The 13,986-nt window shown below is 61.1% G+C and carries 17 protein-coding genes and 2 tRNA genes; 14 read left to right on the top strand and 5 right to left on the bottom strand.

The genetic code is table 11. The features are described from left to right. Positions 1–78 precede the first annotated feature (78 nt). Positions 79–153, bottom strand: a tRNA-Thr gene (locus FJQ55_RS02620). Positions 154–306: 153 nt separating this feature from the next. Between FJQ55_RS02620 and FJQ55_RS02625 the strand changes: the two genes are divergently transcribed. From FJQ55_RS02625 to FJQ55_RS02675, 11 genes are all read left to right on the top strand, one after another. Beyond that, positions 307–603 carry a hypothetical protein gene (locus FJQ55_RS02625; RefSeq protein WP_140826169.1) on the top strand — a complete coding sequence of 99 codons (297 nt, stop codon included), beginning with the start codon at positions 307–309 and terminating at the stop codon, positions 601–603. A gap of 126 nt (positions 604–729) precedes the next feature. Further along, positions 730–2,022, top strand: a complete 1,293-nt coding sequence (gene murA, locus FJQ55_RS02630) for a UDP-N-acetylglucosamine 1-carboxyvinyltransferase (protein ID WP_140826170.1) — start codon at positions 730–732, stop codon at positions 2,020–2,022. Positions 2,023–2,183: 161 nt separating this feature from the next. After that, complete coding sequence (locus FJQ55_RS02635) at positions 2,184–2,621, top strand: DUF2948 family protein (protein ID WP_140826171.1); 438 nt, start codon at positions 2,184–2,186, stop codon at positions 2,619–2,621. Positions 2,622–2,681: 60 nt separating this feature from the next. Further along, positions 2,682–3,980, top strand: coding sequence for a histidinol dehydrogenase (gene hisD / locus FJQ55_RS02640; RefSeq protein WP_140826172.1), 1,299 nt, complete (start codon positions 2,682–2,684; stop codon positions 3,978–3,980). A gap of 2 nt (positions 3,981–3,982) precedes the next feature. Continuing rightward, positions 3,983–4,456 (top strand): UPF0262 family protein, encoded by a 474-nt coding sequence (locus FJQ55_RS02645; protein ID WP_113377141.1) that lies wholly within the window; start codon positions 3,983–3,985, stop codon positions 4,454–4,456. 5 nt (positions 4,457–4,461) lie between these two features. Then, positions 4,462–4,923, top strand: coding sequence for an arsenate-mycothiol transferase ArsC (locus tag FJQ55_RS02650; protein WP_140826173.1), 462 nt, complete (start codon positions 4,462–4,464; stop codon positions 4,921–4,923). A 143-nt stretch (positions 4,924–5,066) separates the two neighbouring features. Beyond that, positions 5,067–5,285 (top strand): translation initiation factor IF-1, encoded by a 219-nt coding sequence (infA, locus tag FJQ55_RS02655; protein ID WP_004435948.1) that lies wholly within the window; start codon positions 5,067–5,069, stop codon positions 5,283–5,285. A gap of 28 nt (positions 5,286–5,313) precedes the next feature. Beyond that, positions 5,314–5,934 (top strand): Maf-like protein, encoded by a 621-nt coding sequence (locus FJQ55_RS02660; RefSeq protein ID WP_140826174.1) that lies wholly within the window; start codon positions 5,314–5,316, stop codon positions 5,932–5,934. A gap of 3 nt (positions 5,935–5,937) precedes the next feature. After that, positions 5,938–6,150 (top strand): DNA gyrase inhibitor YacG, encoded by a 213-nt coding sequence (gene yacG, locus FJQ55_RS02665; RefSeq protein WP_140826175.1) that lies wholly within the window; start codon positions 5,938–5,940, stop codon positions 6,148–6,150. Positions 6,151–6,346: 196 nt separating this feature from the next. After that, positions 6,347–6,422, top strand: a tRNA-Phe gene (locus FJQ55_RS02670). Between the two features lie 311 nt (positions 6,423–6,733). After that, positions 6,734–8,518, top strand: coding sequence for an MFS transporter (locus FJQ55_RS02675; RefSeq protein ID WP_161596936.1), 1,785 nt, complete (start codon positions 6,734–6,736; stop codon positions 8,516–8,518). A gap of 275 nt (positions 8,519–8,793) precedes the next feature. On the opposite strand, the gene FJQ55_RS02680 is transcribed toward FJQ55_RS02675, so the two are convergent. Further along, positions 8,794–9,069 (bottom strand): hypothetical protein, encoded by a 276-nt coding sequence (locus tag FJQ55_RS02680; protein WP_140826177.1) that lies wholly within the window; start codon positions 9,067–9,069, stop codon positions 8,794–8,796. 194 nt (positions 9,070–9,263) lie between these two features. Then, a complete protein-coding gene (locus FJQ55_RS02685) occupies positions 9,264–9,575 on the bottom strand; it encodes a hypothetical protein (RefSeq protein ID WP_140826178.1) in 312 nt (103 codons plus the stop codon). Positions 9,576–9,778: 203 nt separating this feature from the next. Between FJQ55_RS02685 and FJQ55_RS02690 the strand changes: the two genes are divergently transcribed. Then, positions 9,779–10,873, top strand: coding sequence for a glycoside hydrolase family 25 protein (locus FJQ55_RS02690; RefSeq protein WP_140826179.1), 1,095 nt, complete (start codon positions 9,779–9,781; stop codon positions 10,871–10,873). Positions 10,874–10,903: 30 nt separating this feature from the next. Here the strand turns inward: FJQ55_RS02690 and FJQ55_RS02695 are convergent, their stop codons facing one another. After that, entirely contained in the window at positions 10,904–11,089 is a 186-nt protein-coding gene (locus FJQ55_RS02695; protein ID WP_140826180.1) for a hypothetical protein, read from the bottom strand. Positions 11,090–11,148: 59 nt separating this feature from the next. On the opposite strand from FJQ55_RS02695, the gene treZ reads away from it, so the two are divergent. Beyond that, a complete protein-coding gene (treZ, locus tag FJQ55_RS02700) occupies positions 11,149–13,119 on the top strand; it encodes a malto-oligosyltrehalose trehalohydrolase (RefSeq protein WP_246085005.1) in 1,971 nt (656 codons plus the stop codon). A 78-nt stretch (positions 13,120–13,197) separates the two neighbouring features. Continuing rightward, positions 13,198–13,467: a hypothetical protein gene (locus tag FJQ55_RS02705; RefSeq protein ID WP_208758176.1), complete on the top strand. Its 270-nt coding sequence runs from the start codon at positions 13,198–13,200 to the stop codon at positions 13,465–13,467. Positions 13,468–13,576: 109 nt separating this feature from the next. Here the strand turns inward: FJQ55_RS02705 and FJQ55_RS02710 are convergent, their stop codons facing one another. Further along, positions 13,577–13,852: a BON domain-containing protein gene (locus FJQ55_RS02710; RefSeq protein WP_140826181.1), complete on the bottom strand. Its 276-nt coding sequence runs from the start codon at positions 13,850–13,852 to the stop codon at positions 13,577–13,579. Positions 13,853–13,986 lie beyond the last annotated feature (134 nt).

Genomic DNA, 13,986 nt, shown 5'->3' on the forward strand with positions numbered 1-13,986 from the left:
CTGTAACAGTTTGCTGTAACAGGTGAAGCCGCAACGCCTTGATATGCAGGTATGTATCTGAGTTTTCACGGGAAGTAATGGTGCTGCTAGAGAGATTTGAACTCTCGGCCTCTCCCTTACCAAGGGAGTGCTCTACCCCTGAGCTATAGCAGCATCTGGCGGGCGAAGCGTAGTGTCGCCCGGAACGAGGGGCCTATTGCCATAGACTTTCCGGCAGTGCAAGCCGGAAAGCGAATTGTGCTGAAGTTTTCGGAGGATGTTCCTGGGGTCTTTTGCGCGAAGGCGCTTTGCGTTATCACGCGGTCCATGACAGACCCATTGGAAAACAAGGCGACGGCGGCGAAAGCCGGTCTCTCGGAGGCCGAGGCTCTTGGGGCATCGGGAAGTGGAAAACCTAAGCTGAGTGCGGCCGAAGAGCAGCGCCGGCTGCGGGTGGCCGTGAAGCTCCGTGAGAATCTTGCGCGCCGCAAGCAGCAGGCACGCGCTCGCAGGGCCGGGGAAGCCGAGGATGGCGAAGGCTTGCCTGCCGCAAATTTGTCCAATCCGGATGCGACTGCGATTGAGGATGGAACCACCGATCGTCGAGCCCCCTCGGGCGAATGAACCATGTTCCGCAGGCTCGATTGAACCTGAAATGCTTTTCGTCTAAACAGCCAGCCTCGCCAGACTGGCTGACCCCTTACATCTCATCAGGAAAGGCGGGCCCTTTCGCCCGTATCGCAGGCTCATATGGATCGCATCAGGATAGTCGGTGGCAATGCGTTGAACGGGATCATCCCGATCTCGGGTGCGAAAAACGCAGCGCTCCCCCTGATGATCGCCTCGCTCCTGACGTCGGACACGCTGACGCTCGAAAACGTGCCGCATCTCGCCGACGTTGAAGGCCTTATCCGCATTCTCGGCAATCATGGCGTCGATATTGCCGTGAATGGCCGCCGCGAGCACCAGGACGGCTCCTATTCTCGTACCGTGCACTTCACCTGCCGCACCGTGGCCGATACGACTGCACCCTATGAACTGGTTTCGAAGATGCGCGCCAGCTTCTGGGTCATCGGCCCGCTGCTCGCCCGCGAAGGCCAGGCTCGCGTGTCTCTGCCAGGCGGCTGCGCCATCGGCACGCGTCCCGTCGATCTCTTCATAGAAGGTCTGACGGCACTCGGCGCCGAGATGGAGATCGACGGCGGTTATATCAATGCCAAGGCGCCGAAGGGCGGCCTGATCGGTGCGCGTTATACCTTCCCGAAGGTCTCAGTTGGCGCGACCCATGTCATGCTCATGGCGGCTTCGCTGGCGAACGGCACCACCGTCATCGGCAATGCCGCCCGCGAGCCTGAGGTCGTGGATCTGGCCAACTGCCTGATTGCCATGGGTGCCAAGATTTCAGGCGCCGGCACGTCCACCATCACCATTGAGGGTGTGCCGAGCCTCTCCGGTGCCCGCCACCGCGTGCTGCCCGATCGCATCGAGACTGGCACCTATGCCATGGCGGTCGCCATGACCGGCGGCGATGTGACGCTCTCGGGCACCGACATCACCCTTCTCGACACCGCGGTCGAGGCGATCCGTCGCGCTGGTGCCGAAGTCTCGGCCGTCGAAGGCGGCATCCGTGTCATCGGCCATGGCGATCAAATCCGCCCGGTCGATATCGTCACCGAACCCTTTCCCGGTTTTCCGACCGACCTGCAGGCGCAGTTTATGGGTCTGATGACCCGCGCCAACGGCATTTCGCATGTCACCGAGACGATCTTCGAGAACCGTTTCATGCATGTGCAGGAACTGGCCCGTCTCGGCGCCAAGATCACGCTGTCTGGCCAGACGGCCCGTATCGAAGGCGTCACCCGTCTGCGCGGCGCCCCGGTCATGGCGACTGACCTGCGCGCCTCCGTCTCCCTCGTCATCGCCGGTCTCGCGGCCGAAGGCGAAACCATGGTGTCCCGCGTCTATCACCTCGATCGTGGCTTCGAGTGGCTGGAAGAAAAGCTTACCCGCTGCGGCGCCATCGTCGAGCGCATCAGCGACTGATCTCGCGCCGTCTGAGACAGCGTGAACGGCGGTAGCGGGACTAAAAGTCTTTTTGTCCCGTTGCCACTGGACAAGCGGCAACCTATGTCCAAAACATGAAATCCGTCAGGCATGGGATGGATGCGAGATGACAGGGCCGCAAGGCAGGACGGACAGGTGACATGGCAGACGTGAAGCTTCTGGCACTCGACGCGGATGATCTGGCGATCGTGTCCGCCCATATGCAGGATGCGGTTTTCAAGGTTGCCGACCTCTCCTTTTCGCCGCGCTCCGGTCTGTTTTCGCTGGTGGCCAACCGCTTCGTTTGGGAAAAGGTGCAACGCAGCGCAAAAAGCTTTGAACGTTGCCGCGCAGCGCTCAGCTTCAAGCGCGTCGGCGCCGTGCGCTCGATCGGCTTCGATCGGAGAAAGACCGAGGAGGTCCTGAGCCTTCTCGCCATCCGCTTCACGGCGAAGGGTGAGGGGCCCGACGGCGTGGTGGAACTGGTGCTGGCCGGCGGCGGCATGATCGCACTCGACGTCGAATGCATCGAAGCGCAGCTCGCCGATACGGGCGGCGCCTGGGAAACGACGTCACGACCGGCCCACGAGGCCGATTGAGACAGCTGGCCCGGCGTATCGACAGGGCAAACAGTAGGGAATGCGAGAAGGACTGGGGACGTGGCAATCTGGCTCAATCAGACATCGGGAGACTTCGAGGCGCGTTTTGCTGCCTTCCTGACGACCAAGCGTGAAGTCTCCGACGACGTCAACGACGCCGTCCGCAAGATCATCGATGATGTGCGCGACCGTGGCGATGTCGCACTCGCCGACTATTCGAAACGCTTCGACGGCATTGATTTCGCACAGGTCTCCATGCGCGTCACCGAGGCCGAGATCGATGCGGCGGTGGCTGCCACCTCGCCGGAGCTGATGGACGCGTTGAAGCTTGCGGCCGACCGCATCGAGCGCCATCATGCCCGCCAGATGCCAAAAGACGATATCTACGAGGATGCGATCGGCGTTGGCCTCGGCTCGCGCTGGACGGCAATCGATGCGGTCGGGCTCTATGTGCCCGGTGGTACGGCCAGCTATCCGAGCTCGGTGCTGATGAATGCCCTTCCGGCCAAGGTGGCAGGTGTTCCGCGCGTGGTCATGGTCGTTCCAGCAACCGGCGGTGCCATTAACCCGACGGTGCTGGCGGCGGCGAGGATCGCGGGTGTCACCGAGATCTACCGCCTGGGGGGCGCTCAGGCCGTGGCCGCACTCGCCTATGGCACGGAGACCATCGCGCCTGTTGCGAAGATCGTCGGCCCGGGAAATGCGTATGTCGCGGCTGCCAAGCGCCAGGTCTTCGGCACCGTCGGCATCGACATGATCGCCGGGCCATCGGAAGTGCTTGTGATTGCCGACAAGGACAATGATCCGGACTGGCTCGCCGCGGACCTGCTGGCCCAGGCCGAACATGATCCCGGTGCCCAGTCAATCGTGATCACTGACGACGAGGCGCTCGGCAAGGCCGTGGAAGCTGCCGTCGAGCGTCAATTGAAGACGCTGCCACGTGCTGAAACGGCCTCAGCCAGCTGGCGCGATTATGGCGCCATCATTCTGGTCGACCGGCTGGAAGAGTCTATCCCGCTTGCCAACCGCATTGCTGCCGAACATCTCGAACTCGCTGTCGATGATCCCGAGCCGCTGATCTCTGGCATCCGCAATGCTGGGGCCATCTTCGTCGGGCGCCATACGCCGGAGGTGATCGGCGATTATGTCGGTGGCTCCAATCACGTCCTTCCGACAGCACGCTCGGCGAGATTTTCCTCGGGGCTGGGTGTTCTGGATTACGTGAAGCGCACCTCTATCCTCAGGCTCGGCCCGGACCAGTTGCGCGAGCTCGGCCCCGCAGCCATCGCGCTCGCGAAGTCAGAGGGGCTTGAAGCCCATGCCCGCTCCGTCGCGATCCGCCTCAATCTCGGGGACTAGAGATGGCGGCGGGCGATTTCCGGCTCTCAGATGTCGTGCTGGACGAGACCATCGGGCGGTCGACACCCGATGTCGAGCATGAGCGGGCAGTCGCCATCTTCGACCTGATCGAGGAAAATTCTTTCGAACCGGTTGGCCATGCCGGCGGACCCTACAAGCTTTTCCTCTCGCTGATGGACCGGAAGCTGGTCTTCTCCATCAAGACGGAGGCGGGCGAGGATGTCGCCGTGCACATCCTGTCGCTGACCCCGTTGCAGCGGATCATCAAGGACTACTTCATGATCTGCGAAAGCTATTACGAGGCGATCCGCTCTTCGACGCCGTCACAGATCGAAGCGATCGACATGGGCCGCCGCGGCATCCACAATGACGGCTCCCAGACGCTGATGGACAGGTTGTCGGGCAAGATCAAGCTTGATTTCGATACCGCCCGCCGTCTCTTCACCTTGGTCTGCGTGCTCTATTGGCGGGGCTAGGTCCGATGCAGGATGGCGGGACTGGAAGCCGCCGGACATCGCGCCCGGGGGCGATCCTCTTCATGTGCGGGCAAAATGTCATCCGCAGCCCCATGGCCGAAGCGATTGCCAGACAGGCCCTGCCATCCGGTACCTGGATCGCGTCCGCCGGCGTCAAAAAGGGTGAGCGCGATCCCTTCGTCGATGCGGTACTGGATGAAATCGGACTTTCACTTGGCCGCCGTCAGCCGCAGACGCTCGAAGACATGGCCGACGACTTCTTTGATCTCGTCGTGACCCTGACGCCGGAAGCCCATCATGCCGCACTCGAATTGACCCGGCATTCCGCCATCGACGTGGAATACTGGCCGATGCCGGATCCCACCGTAGAAACCGGCAGCCGCGATCAGCGGCTATCCGCCTACCGCGACGTTCGCGACCGCCTGACGAAATTGATCCAGGAAAGGCTCGTGCTGGCGCCGGAATAGCGGCGTTTTCGCACTGCGTGAAACAATTTCCGAAAGCCGAATCTACAAGGTTCACAAATGCCGGGCGATTGTGTAGTTTCCGCCCACATTTTAAGGGGCCCTCCGCGCGCCCCGCTTTAAACCCCAGGAAAGACAATCGTTCTATGGCCAAAGAAGAAGTCCTCGAATTCCCCGGTGTCGTCACCGAACTGCTGCCCAACGCGACGTTCCGCGTGAAGCTCGAAAACGAGCACGAGATCATCGCCCACACCGCAGGCCGCATGCGCAAGAACCGCATCCGCGTTCTCGCCGGAGACAAGGTCTTGGTCGAGATGACCCCTTACGACCTGACCAAGGGCCGCATCACCTACCGCTTCAAGTGAGCGCCGCCGAGAACGGCCGCGAGGGGTCATGGAACTCAGACAGAAGCTGATCTTGGCCTCCGGGTCGCCGCGCCGTGTCGATCTGCTCAAGCAGGCTGGCATCGAGCCCGCGCGCCTGATGCCGATGGACCTCGACGAAACGCCGAAGAAATCTGAGCACCCGCGTTCGCTTGCGCGCCGTCTTTCCGCCGACAAGGCGAAGGCGGCCTATCAGCAGATCCGGAAGGATCTCGCCTGGAACAACAGCTATGTGCTGGCGGCGGATACGGTCGTCGCCGTTGGCCGGCGAATTCTGCCCAAGGCGGATCTCGTTCAGGAGGCGTCCTCAGCCCTGCATTTGCTGTCCGGTCGCAGCCACTGGGTGTTCACCGGTGTCTGCCTGATTGCACCTGATGGCACGGTGCGCCAGAAAATCGTCGAGACGAAGGTCCGCTTCAAGCGGCTTTCGGGCTATGACATCGAATGCTACCTCGCTTCAGGCGAATGGCGCGGCAAGGCCGGCGCCTATGGCATCCAGGGTATAGCGGGTAGCTTCGTACAGAAACTCGTCGGCTCCTATACCAATGTCGTCGGCCTGCCGCTCTTCGAGACGCTGCAGATGCTCCAGGGCGAAGGCTACGACGTCCATACCGGCTGGACGGAGGGCTGACGGATGCATGACGACCAGAACCCGCGGGTGGCCAAGGTGGAGCCGCTGCGCAAGGCCCTGCCTTGCCCCGAGTGCAAACGCCCCTCGACGCGCGAGAATTATCCCTTCTGCTCGGACCGCTGCCGTAACCTCGATCTCTCCCGCTGGCTGAATGGCGCTTATGCCATCCCGGTTGCCGACGACGAATCCAAGGCCGACGACGAGAGCTACAACTGAAGGCTCTTGCCGGCTCAATGCCTGCCATGCGATCCTGTTGTTCGGATTGGCTTTTCCGCGATTTTCACATCTTCTTCAAAAAAGTGCGGCAAGCGGCTGGACATGGCCGAACAAGATGTTATAACCCCGCTCGCTCCCGGGGACATACCCCGGCGGTTTCGAGAGAAACCGGCAGGTTTTGCTTAAAAGCCGAGATGCCCGGATAGCTCAGTTGGTAGAGCAGCGGATTGAAAATCCGCGTGTCGGTGGTTCAAATCCGCCTCCGGGCACCATTTTCTTAAGAACGATTTTCGTTCCCGTCGGTTTTTTCCGCCGAATTTCCCTGTCCGTCTCCACCGCGCCCTTGGCTGCGTTAATACCTGTCGTTGAGTGGTTCTCCTTCCGCCTGCGACTAACGGAGAATGTACGACCCTCCGCAGATTGGTTACTTCTAGACAATTGTCTATTCCGCCTTGGGACAAGGATGGGCGGGATCGACCTGGAGGAAGCGTCGTTCGTTCGGGCGACGTCACCGTTGCGCGAGATCTGTTTTTTGAAAACGGAACGGGCCGAGCGTGGGGCAGAATTCACGGAGGAGGAAATAATGGCAACTACGGAAATGAACGTTGGGGATCGTTCGCGCCCCATGACTGCGGAGGAACGAAAGGTCATCATGGCCTCGTCCGCCGGCACAGTCTTCGAATGGTACGACTTTTATCTCTACGGCTCGCTCGCCGCGATCATCGGCGCGCAGTTCTTTACGGCGTTTCCGGAAGCCACCCGCAACGTCTTTGCGCTTCTGGCCTTCGCCGCCGGCTTCATCGTACGCCCCTTCGGCGCGCTGGTCTTTGGTGCGCTGGGCGATCTGATCGGCCGCAAATACACCTTCCTCATGACGATCTTGATCATGGGCGGTTCGACATTCCTCGTCGGCATGCTCCCGGGCTACAGCTCATGGGGAGCCGCGGCCCCGATCATCCTGATCATCCTGCGCATGCTGCAGGGCCTGGCGCTCGGTGGTGAATATGGCGGTGCCGCAGTGTATGTGGCGGAACACGCGCCGGCCAACCAGCGCGGCTATTTCACGGCCTTCATCCAGACGACGGCAACCCTGGGCCTGCTGCTCTCGCTGGTCGTCATCCTGTCGGTCCAGAGCTATGTCAACAGCCACTGGGACCCGACGCCGGTTCTCGACGCAGCCGGCGCTGCGGTGATGAACCCGGATGGAACGGCCAAGATGATCAAGGCCTTCGATCTCTGGGGCTGGCGCATTCCGTTCCTGGGTTCAGTCGTCCTGCTGCTGATCTCGCTCTATATCCGCCTGCAGATGAATGAATCGCCCGCCTTCAAGAAGATGAAGGAAGAGGGTGCTGCCTCGAAGGCGCCGCTGCGCGAAGCTTTCGGCACCTGGAAGAACGGCAAGATCGCCCTGATCGCGCTGTTCGGCCTCGTCGCCGGCCAGGCCGTCGTCTGGTATTCGGGTCAGTTCTACGCCCTGTTCTTCCTCCAGAACGTCATCAAGGTCGACAGCTTCACTGCCAACGTTCTTGTAGCGTGGTCGCTGATTCTCGGCACCGGTGGTTTCTTGTTCTTCGGCTCGCTCTCCGACCGCATCGGCCGCAAGCCGATCATCCTGGCGGGTTGCCTGATTGCGGCGCTGACCTACAACTTCGTCTTCCCGCTGCTGACCAAGACCGCCAACCCGGCACTCTATGCCGCGCACCAGACCCCGGTCACGGTGACGGCTGCTCCCGGCGACTGCTCGTTCCAGTTCAACCCGACGGGCACGGCCAAGTTCACCTCGTCCTGCGACATCGCCAAGTCGACGCTCGCCAAGACCTCGGTGAACTACGAGACGATCGAAGATCCGGCAGCGACCGCCGCGCAGATCAAGATCGGCGACACGGTCATCGCATCCTATGACGCTTCGGCGCTGACCGGCGACGACGTCAAGGCCGTCCCGGCGGCCTTCACCAAGTCGGTCAACGATGCCCTGACGGCTGCCGGCTATCCGCTGGTCGCCGACAACAACCCGACCGTTGCCAAGGCGTCGAACTTCTTCGACATCTTCACTGGCCAGAAGATCGGCGTCATCCTGATCCTAACCTATCTCATCATCCTGGTGACGATGGTTTACGGTCCGATTGCCGCCATGCTGGTCGAACTCTACCCGACCCGCATCCGCTATTCCGGCCTGTCCCTGCCTTATCATATTGGCAACGGCTGGTTCGGCGGCTTGCTTCCGGCGACCGCATTCGCGATCTCGGCCCAGACCGGCAACGTCTATGGCGGTCTCTGGTACGCGATCATCATTGCCGGGGCGACCGTCGTCATCGGTGCCCTGCTGGTCCCCGGCAACACGCATAAGAAGGATATCTTCAAGGACTGATCACCTTGAAGAAAATGAGTGAGTGTGGACAGGTCGGCTTTGCCGGCCTGTTCTATGTCGGGGAGTGTGCTCTGCGATTTGTGGAAATGCTGCAGACGCCATGCTGGCTGCTGAACCTTCGCTGATACCCGCACGAACCGCCGGCGCATGTGGTCTCGGAAGAGAAAGGGATTCCGATCCCTTTTCACGTCGTGGGCTTGGATCGAGGTAGTCTCGTTCCGACGACGAGGTGAGAGACTTGCCTCACCGAATGCGCCCTTGTGACGTCTTTCCTGTCAACGACGTATTTTGCGAGCGATGCTCCAACCCGCCAGCATCACGCCAAGGATCAATCCATTGCTGACGATCCCGAGGCCGATGGCTTCGAAACGGTTGACGGTCGCTGCCGCAGCGGTTGTCAGCGGAATGAGGATGGCGATGAAGACCACGCCCATGGCGAGCGGCATCCAGAGGCCCATATTCGCCCTAGTCCGCAATGCGGTCAGCAACAGGAAGAAAATCAACCCGATCCGAAACGGATCCGTCAGTTGAGAAAGGACGGTGTCCCCCATGGCTGGCCCCTCAGCTATTGTATTCGTCGATCAAGACAGACCATTGCCTCCGTCCTGACGCGTGGCAGACTATGGGGTTGGCTGGGATGCGTCTAGACTGGAACGCGGAATAACCTGCCACCGCTCTCAAAGACGTAGACGCGACCGCTGCTGTCCTGAAAGCCCGGTTCCCCATGCGGTTCAGGGCCGGCCCATCACTCGCACTGCCCGGCCGGTATGTCGAGCGTGTAGGATGTCTTGCCCGGTCCATTGGGTAGAACGGGAACGAGGTAGACCTTGAGGTCGCAGTCCTGTGTCCGGATCGTCCATTCTGCGGCACCGTCCTTACGCGTGCCGGTATTGCTGATTGCGCCGATCGGCTGCTGCCGCAGCATGTCCGCCAGTTTCGGGTCGCCGAGAATCGCGCCGATCCGCTCGATGCTGTCATAGTAGCCGGATAATGCGGCCTCGGACGGACCGCCAAAACCTGTTGCGAAGAGTGCGGCGATCAAGAACAGGCGTTTCATGGGCGTCTCCCGAAATGCGGCCGCAAGGTTCCATGGGCAAGTCCCTTTGGCAAGCGGTCTCCTGTATGCGAAAGGCGACCCGGCTCGCATTAACCCAGTCCGTAAAGATTGGATTCAGCATTTGCACGTAAAGCTTTGTTAGCCATTCCCGGAGTTCCTGGGCGTATGCTCCTGCGCCCGGCCAACCTGCGAGTCACTGTGTCATGCGTTTCAAGGCTCTTCCGTCGCTCCTCGCCCTTTCGCTGGTTCTGTCCGGCTGCACGGCGCGGACCAGCCCCGTCGATGCCTTGCGGTTGAAACCCCAGCCGGCTGCGCAAGTCGCTCAGGCCCCGGCGCCCGTCCCGGCAGTCGCTGTCGACGAGCAGACCGGCGCAATCGCTCCGGCCCATCCCGAAGCATTGGCTTGGGCCGGTGACACGCCAAGCCAGGCGCATTTCGAGGCGCCGTCCGTGACGGCCGGGATGACGGTTCCGGACCAGCGCCCTGTGGCCATGCTCATGCCGCCGGTTCCGCCGGCCTCCTCCCTGCCGCCCACCATGGCGCCCGATGAAGAGCAGCCCCCGAGTGCAGGTGGCCGCCATCGGGTTTATAGCCAGCGTTTCCGCGACGCCAAGCCGATGAACTTCGGCAAGTTCAAGCCGAAACACCACGCCGTACACGGCGTCGACGTTTCCCGTTGGCAGGGCGATATCGATTGGGTAAAGCTGAGGAGCCAGGGAGCCAACTTCGCCTACATCAAGGCGACGGATGGGGGAGATCACACCGATCCCATGTTCCGCACCAATTGGCGCAAAGCAAAAGAAGCGGGCCTGAAGCGCGGTGCCTATCACTTCTTTTACTGGTGTCGCGTGGCGAGCGAACAGGCTGACTGGTTCATCCGTAACGTCCCGCACGATCCAGACGCACTCCCGCCGGTGATTGACGTCGAATACAACGGCGAGTCGAGCTGCCGCTTCCGCCTGTCGCCCGAAAAGGCGCGGGAGAAGATGCAGGTCTTCATGGACCGCTTGGAGCGCTATTACGGCAAGCGCCCCGTCATCTATACAGCTCCGGATTTCTACAAGGACAATCTGGATGGCTATTTCCTCGACTATCCCTTCTGGCTGCGCTCGGTCGCCGCCCATCCGTCCAAGACCTATCCGGGCCGCAAGTGGGTGTTTTGGCAGTATTCCGGTTCAGGTCTGTCCCAGGGGGTGAATGGCAAGATAGACCTCAACGTCTTCCGCGGATCGGTTGCGGACTGGCAGAATTGGGTGTCTGGCTCGAAGAGCTGGAACAGAGTGGCTGGGCTACGTTAAGCCTCCTCTGGGGCGTGGCGTTTCAAGTCGCTAGAAGCCTACCCCCGGCTCACCCACCGGAGGTTCCGGATTTTCGTCCGGATTGGGGGTCGGCCACTCGTCGGGCAGCAGATCCGGAGCCGGCTCCTCGATCTCCGGCACCCAGGTCGGTGCAGGCATGGGCGGCTGTTCGGTCGGGGGCGTTTGGCCTGGCGTGGTGCCATCGATGATCGACATGACTGTTCTCCTTGCATGATCTCCCGCGATGCCTGCCATCGCGATGACTAGGACAATCCATGCCGGCGACTGAAGGTTCCTTTCCTCTCGTGACCATAGGCTTTGGTTTCATCAGGAACCTTTCCTGGAACCTGCCGTTCGGTGCATTCAACACTGCACGGAAGGTGGATGCGATGGACGCGATGGAGCAAAAGGCCTCTCGGCAGATGGGCAAGGGTTCGGACCTCGAATACCGAGTATTCCCGAAGTCCTGGGGGGCCGAATACACCGCCGCTGGTGAAGTCCGTTTTCGCCTGTGGGCGCCGTCGCTGGATAAGCTGACGCTGCGTCTGGACGGGGACGAGGTCGCCATGTCGCCCGCTGCCGACGGCTGGTTTGAACTGCTTGCAACCAATGTAGCGCCCGGGACACCCTATGCCTATGTTCTGCCCGATGGGCTTGCGGTACCGGATCCGGCAGGCCGGGCCCTGGAATCGGATGTTCACGGCTCCTCCCTGATCGTCGACCCCACCGCATATCGTTGGCGCAACACCGAATGGAAGGGGCGCCCCTGGAGCGAGGCAGTCATTTACGAACTGCATATCGGCACGTTTACCGAAGAAGGAACCTTCGCGGCTGCCGCGGAAAAGCTGGAGGAATTGGCGGCCACGGGCATTACCGTGGTCGAGATGATGCCCGTTGCGGCATTCGGCGGCACACGTGGCTGGGGCTATGATGGCGTCCTCTTCTACACCCCGCACCCGGCCTATGGCACGCCTGATGACATGAAGGCTTTCATCGACCGAGCCCATGAGTTGGGGCTGATGGTGATGCTTGACGTCGTTTACAATCACTTCGGCATCGACGGGAATTACCTCACGGTTTACGCGCCGGAAGTCATGCATACCGAGGGGACGCCCTGGGGGCCGACGATTGATTTCGCTCGCAAGCCATGCCGCGACTTCGTTATCGAGAACGCTCTCTACTGGCTTGAGGAGTTCAATCTCGACGGTCTGCGTCTCGATGCCGCCGATCAGATCAAGGACGAGACGTCTGAGGTCCACATTCTGGAAGAGCTTGCCCTAGTCGCGCGCGAGGCCTTGATGGGCCGACACGTTCATCTTGTCCTGGAAGATGGCCGCAGTATCACCCGCTTTCATGAACGAAATGAAGACAATGCCGTGCGCCTTTATGACGGCGTCTGGAACGATGGCTTTCACCATCTGGTTCACGCCTGGGCGACCGGCGAGCATGGAGGGCACTACAAACCCTTCGCAAACGATTTCTGGCGGCGGATCGGCAGGAGCCTTGCAACCGGTTTTGCCCTGCAGGGCGAGACCATAGAAGGGGAGGGAGACAAGATCTTTGGCGAGCCGAGCGGTCACCTGCCACCGGTAACCTTCGTCAACTTCGTCCAGAACCACGATCAGGTCGGCAATCGCGCGCGCGGTGACCGGCTCTGGATACAGGTTGATGATGATTTGCGAAATCGTCTCATGGCCATGCTTCTGTTGTCCCCGCAGATCCCGCTGGTGTTCATGGGCGACGAATTTGCCAGCCACTCCCGCTTCTACTTCTTCAGCGACTATCCGAAGGAACTGCAGCAGAACACGCCGGAGGATCGGCTGAAACAGGCGCGTGACTTCGGCTCTGGTGACGACGTAACCCTGGATGAAGTGGCGGACCCCAACGATCCAGAGACCTTCAGGATTTCGAAGATGGACTGGGAAGAGGCGCAGTCGCCGCGGTCACGAAAGGCGCGCGATTTTTTTGCCGAGCTGTTGGGAAAACGCCGCGAACATCTGATGCCGCTGCTGATCGATATCGGCGGCGGTATTGGTCATGTGCTGCAGGCGGAGCAGGGCATCCTTGCGATCGACTGGCAGTTGGGAGAGGTTCGCTGGCAGTTCCGTGCCAACTTCACCGATGCCCCCGTCATGGTGCCTCCGGTCAGAGGGACAACAGTTCATGTGTCTTCCGCCGCCGCCGAAAGCGATATGCGCGACCTGGGCGAACTGGCGGCGCAAAGCCTGATTTTCGTCCAGAGCTGAGATTCGATCTTTTTTGGGCCTGATGGGGAACCAAACGTCCCAATCGTCGTTTGGGATGAGATCAGGAGGAGTGCGGCCATGAGTGAGACCTATTGCGACATCATCCCCCACGCTGACGGCTGGGTTTATGTTTTCGAGGGACGGCATTCCGCCGTCTATCCGAGCTATAGGCTGGCGGCGGAAGCCGCGCGGACCTGCTCAGAGCAGGTAGCCGGCAACCGGCGCAAGTTTGTTCTGCGCCAGCAAGATCTGCGCGGACGCATGCATGAGGTCCAAGGACGCTCGGACGTCTGGTCACCAGCCGGACGCGCGTCATCAATGCAGGTCAGTGGAGCCGGGCAGGCTTAGCCCTGCCGCTTCAGAAACTGCCAAGCGCGTGGGATCAGACAGTCAAAGTCATCCAGGGATATATCGGCGGCGGCGCGCGGCGTCGTCGCCTTTGCTTATATGCGCCTGGTCATGGCTCGCCCGGCGACTGCATCTGCACCGTCACCTTGTCCACGCCCGAAACGGCCAGCGCCACTTCGACCGCCCGGTCGATTTCTCTGCGCGAACCGATGCGGCCACCGAGAACGATCTCGCCTCCTTTGGCCACGACCGTCAATTCGGTGGCGTCGAGCCCGTGCGAGATTGCGATCGCTTCCGCCACTCGTTGCTCAAGCGCGGCGGCTGCGGGAAATTCTTCCGTGATGACCGGATCCGCCTCGTGGAACTGCTGTGGTTTGAAAACCATGTCTTGTCTCCTGTTGTTGCTGGAAGAGAAAACGCCGCAGCCAGCCTTTGGTTCGCCTTCTGCAAGGCAGGCCCATATCTTCGCGCAAGGGTAGCCGGAATATCTGGAACCTACGGTGCAGCAGGGAGCAGGCC

It is taken from the genome of Rhizobium glycinendophyticum, assembly GCF_006443685.1.
GTDB lineage: Bacteria > Pseudomonadota > Alphaproteobacteria > Rhizobiales > Rhizobiaceae > Allorhizobium > Allorhizobium glycinendophyticum.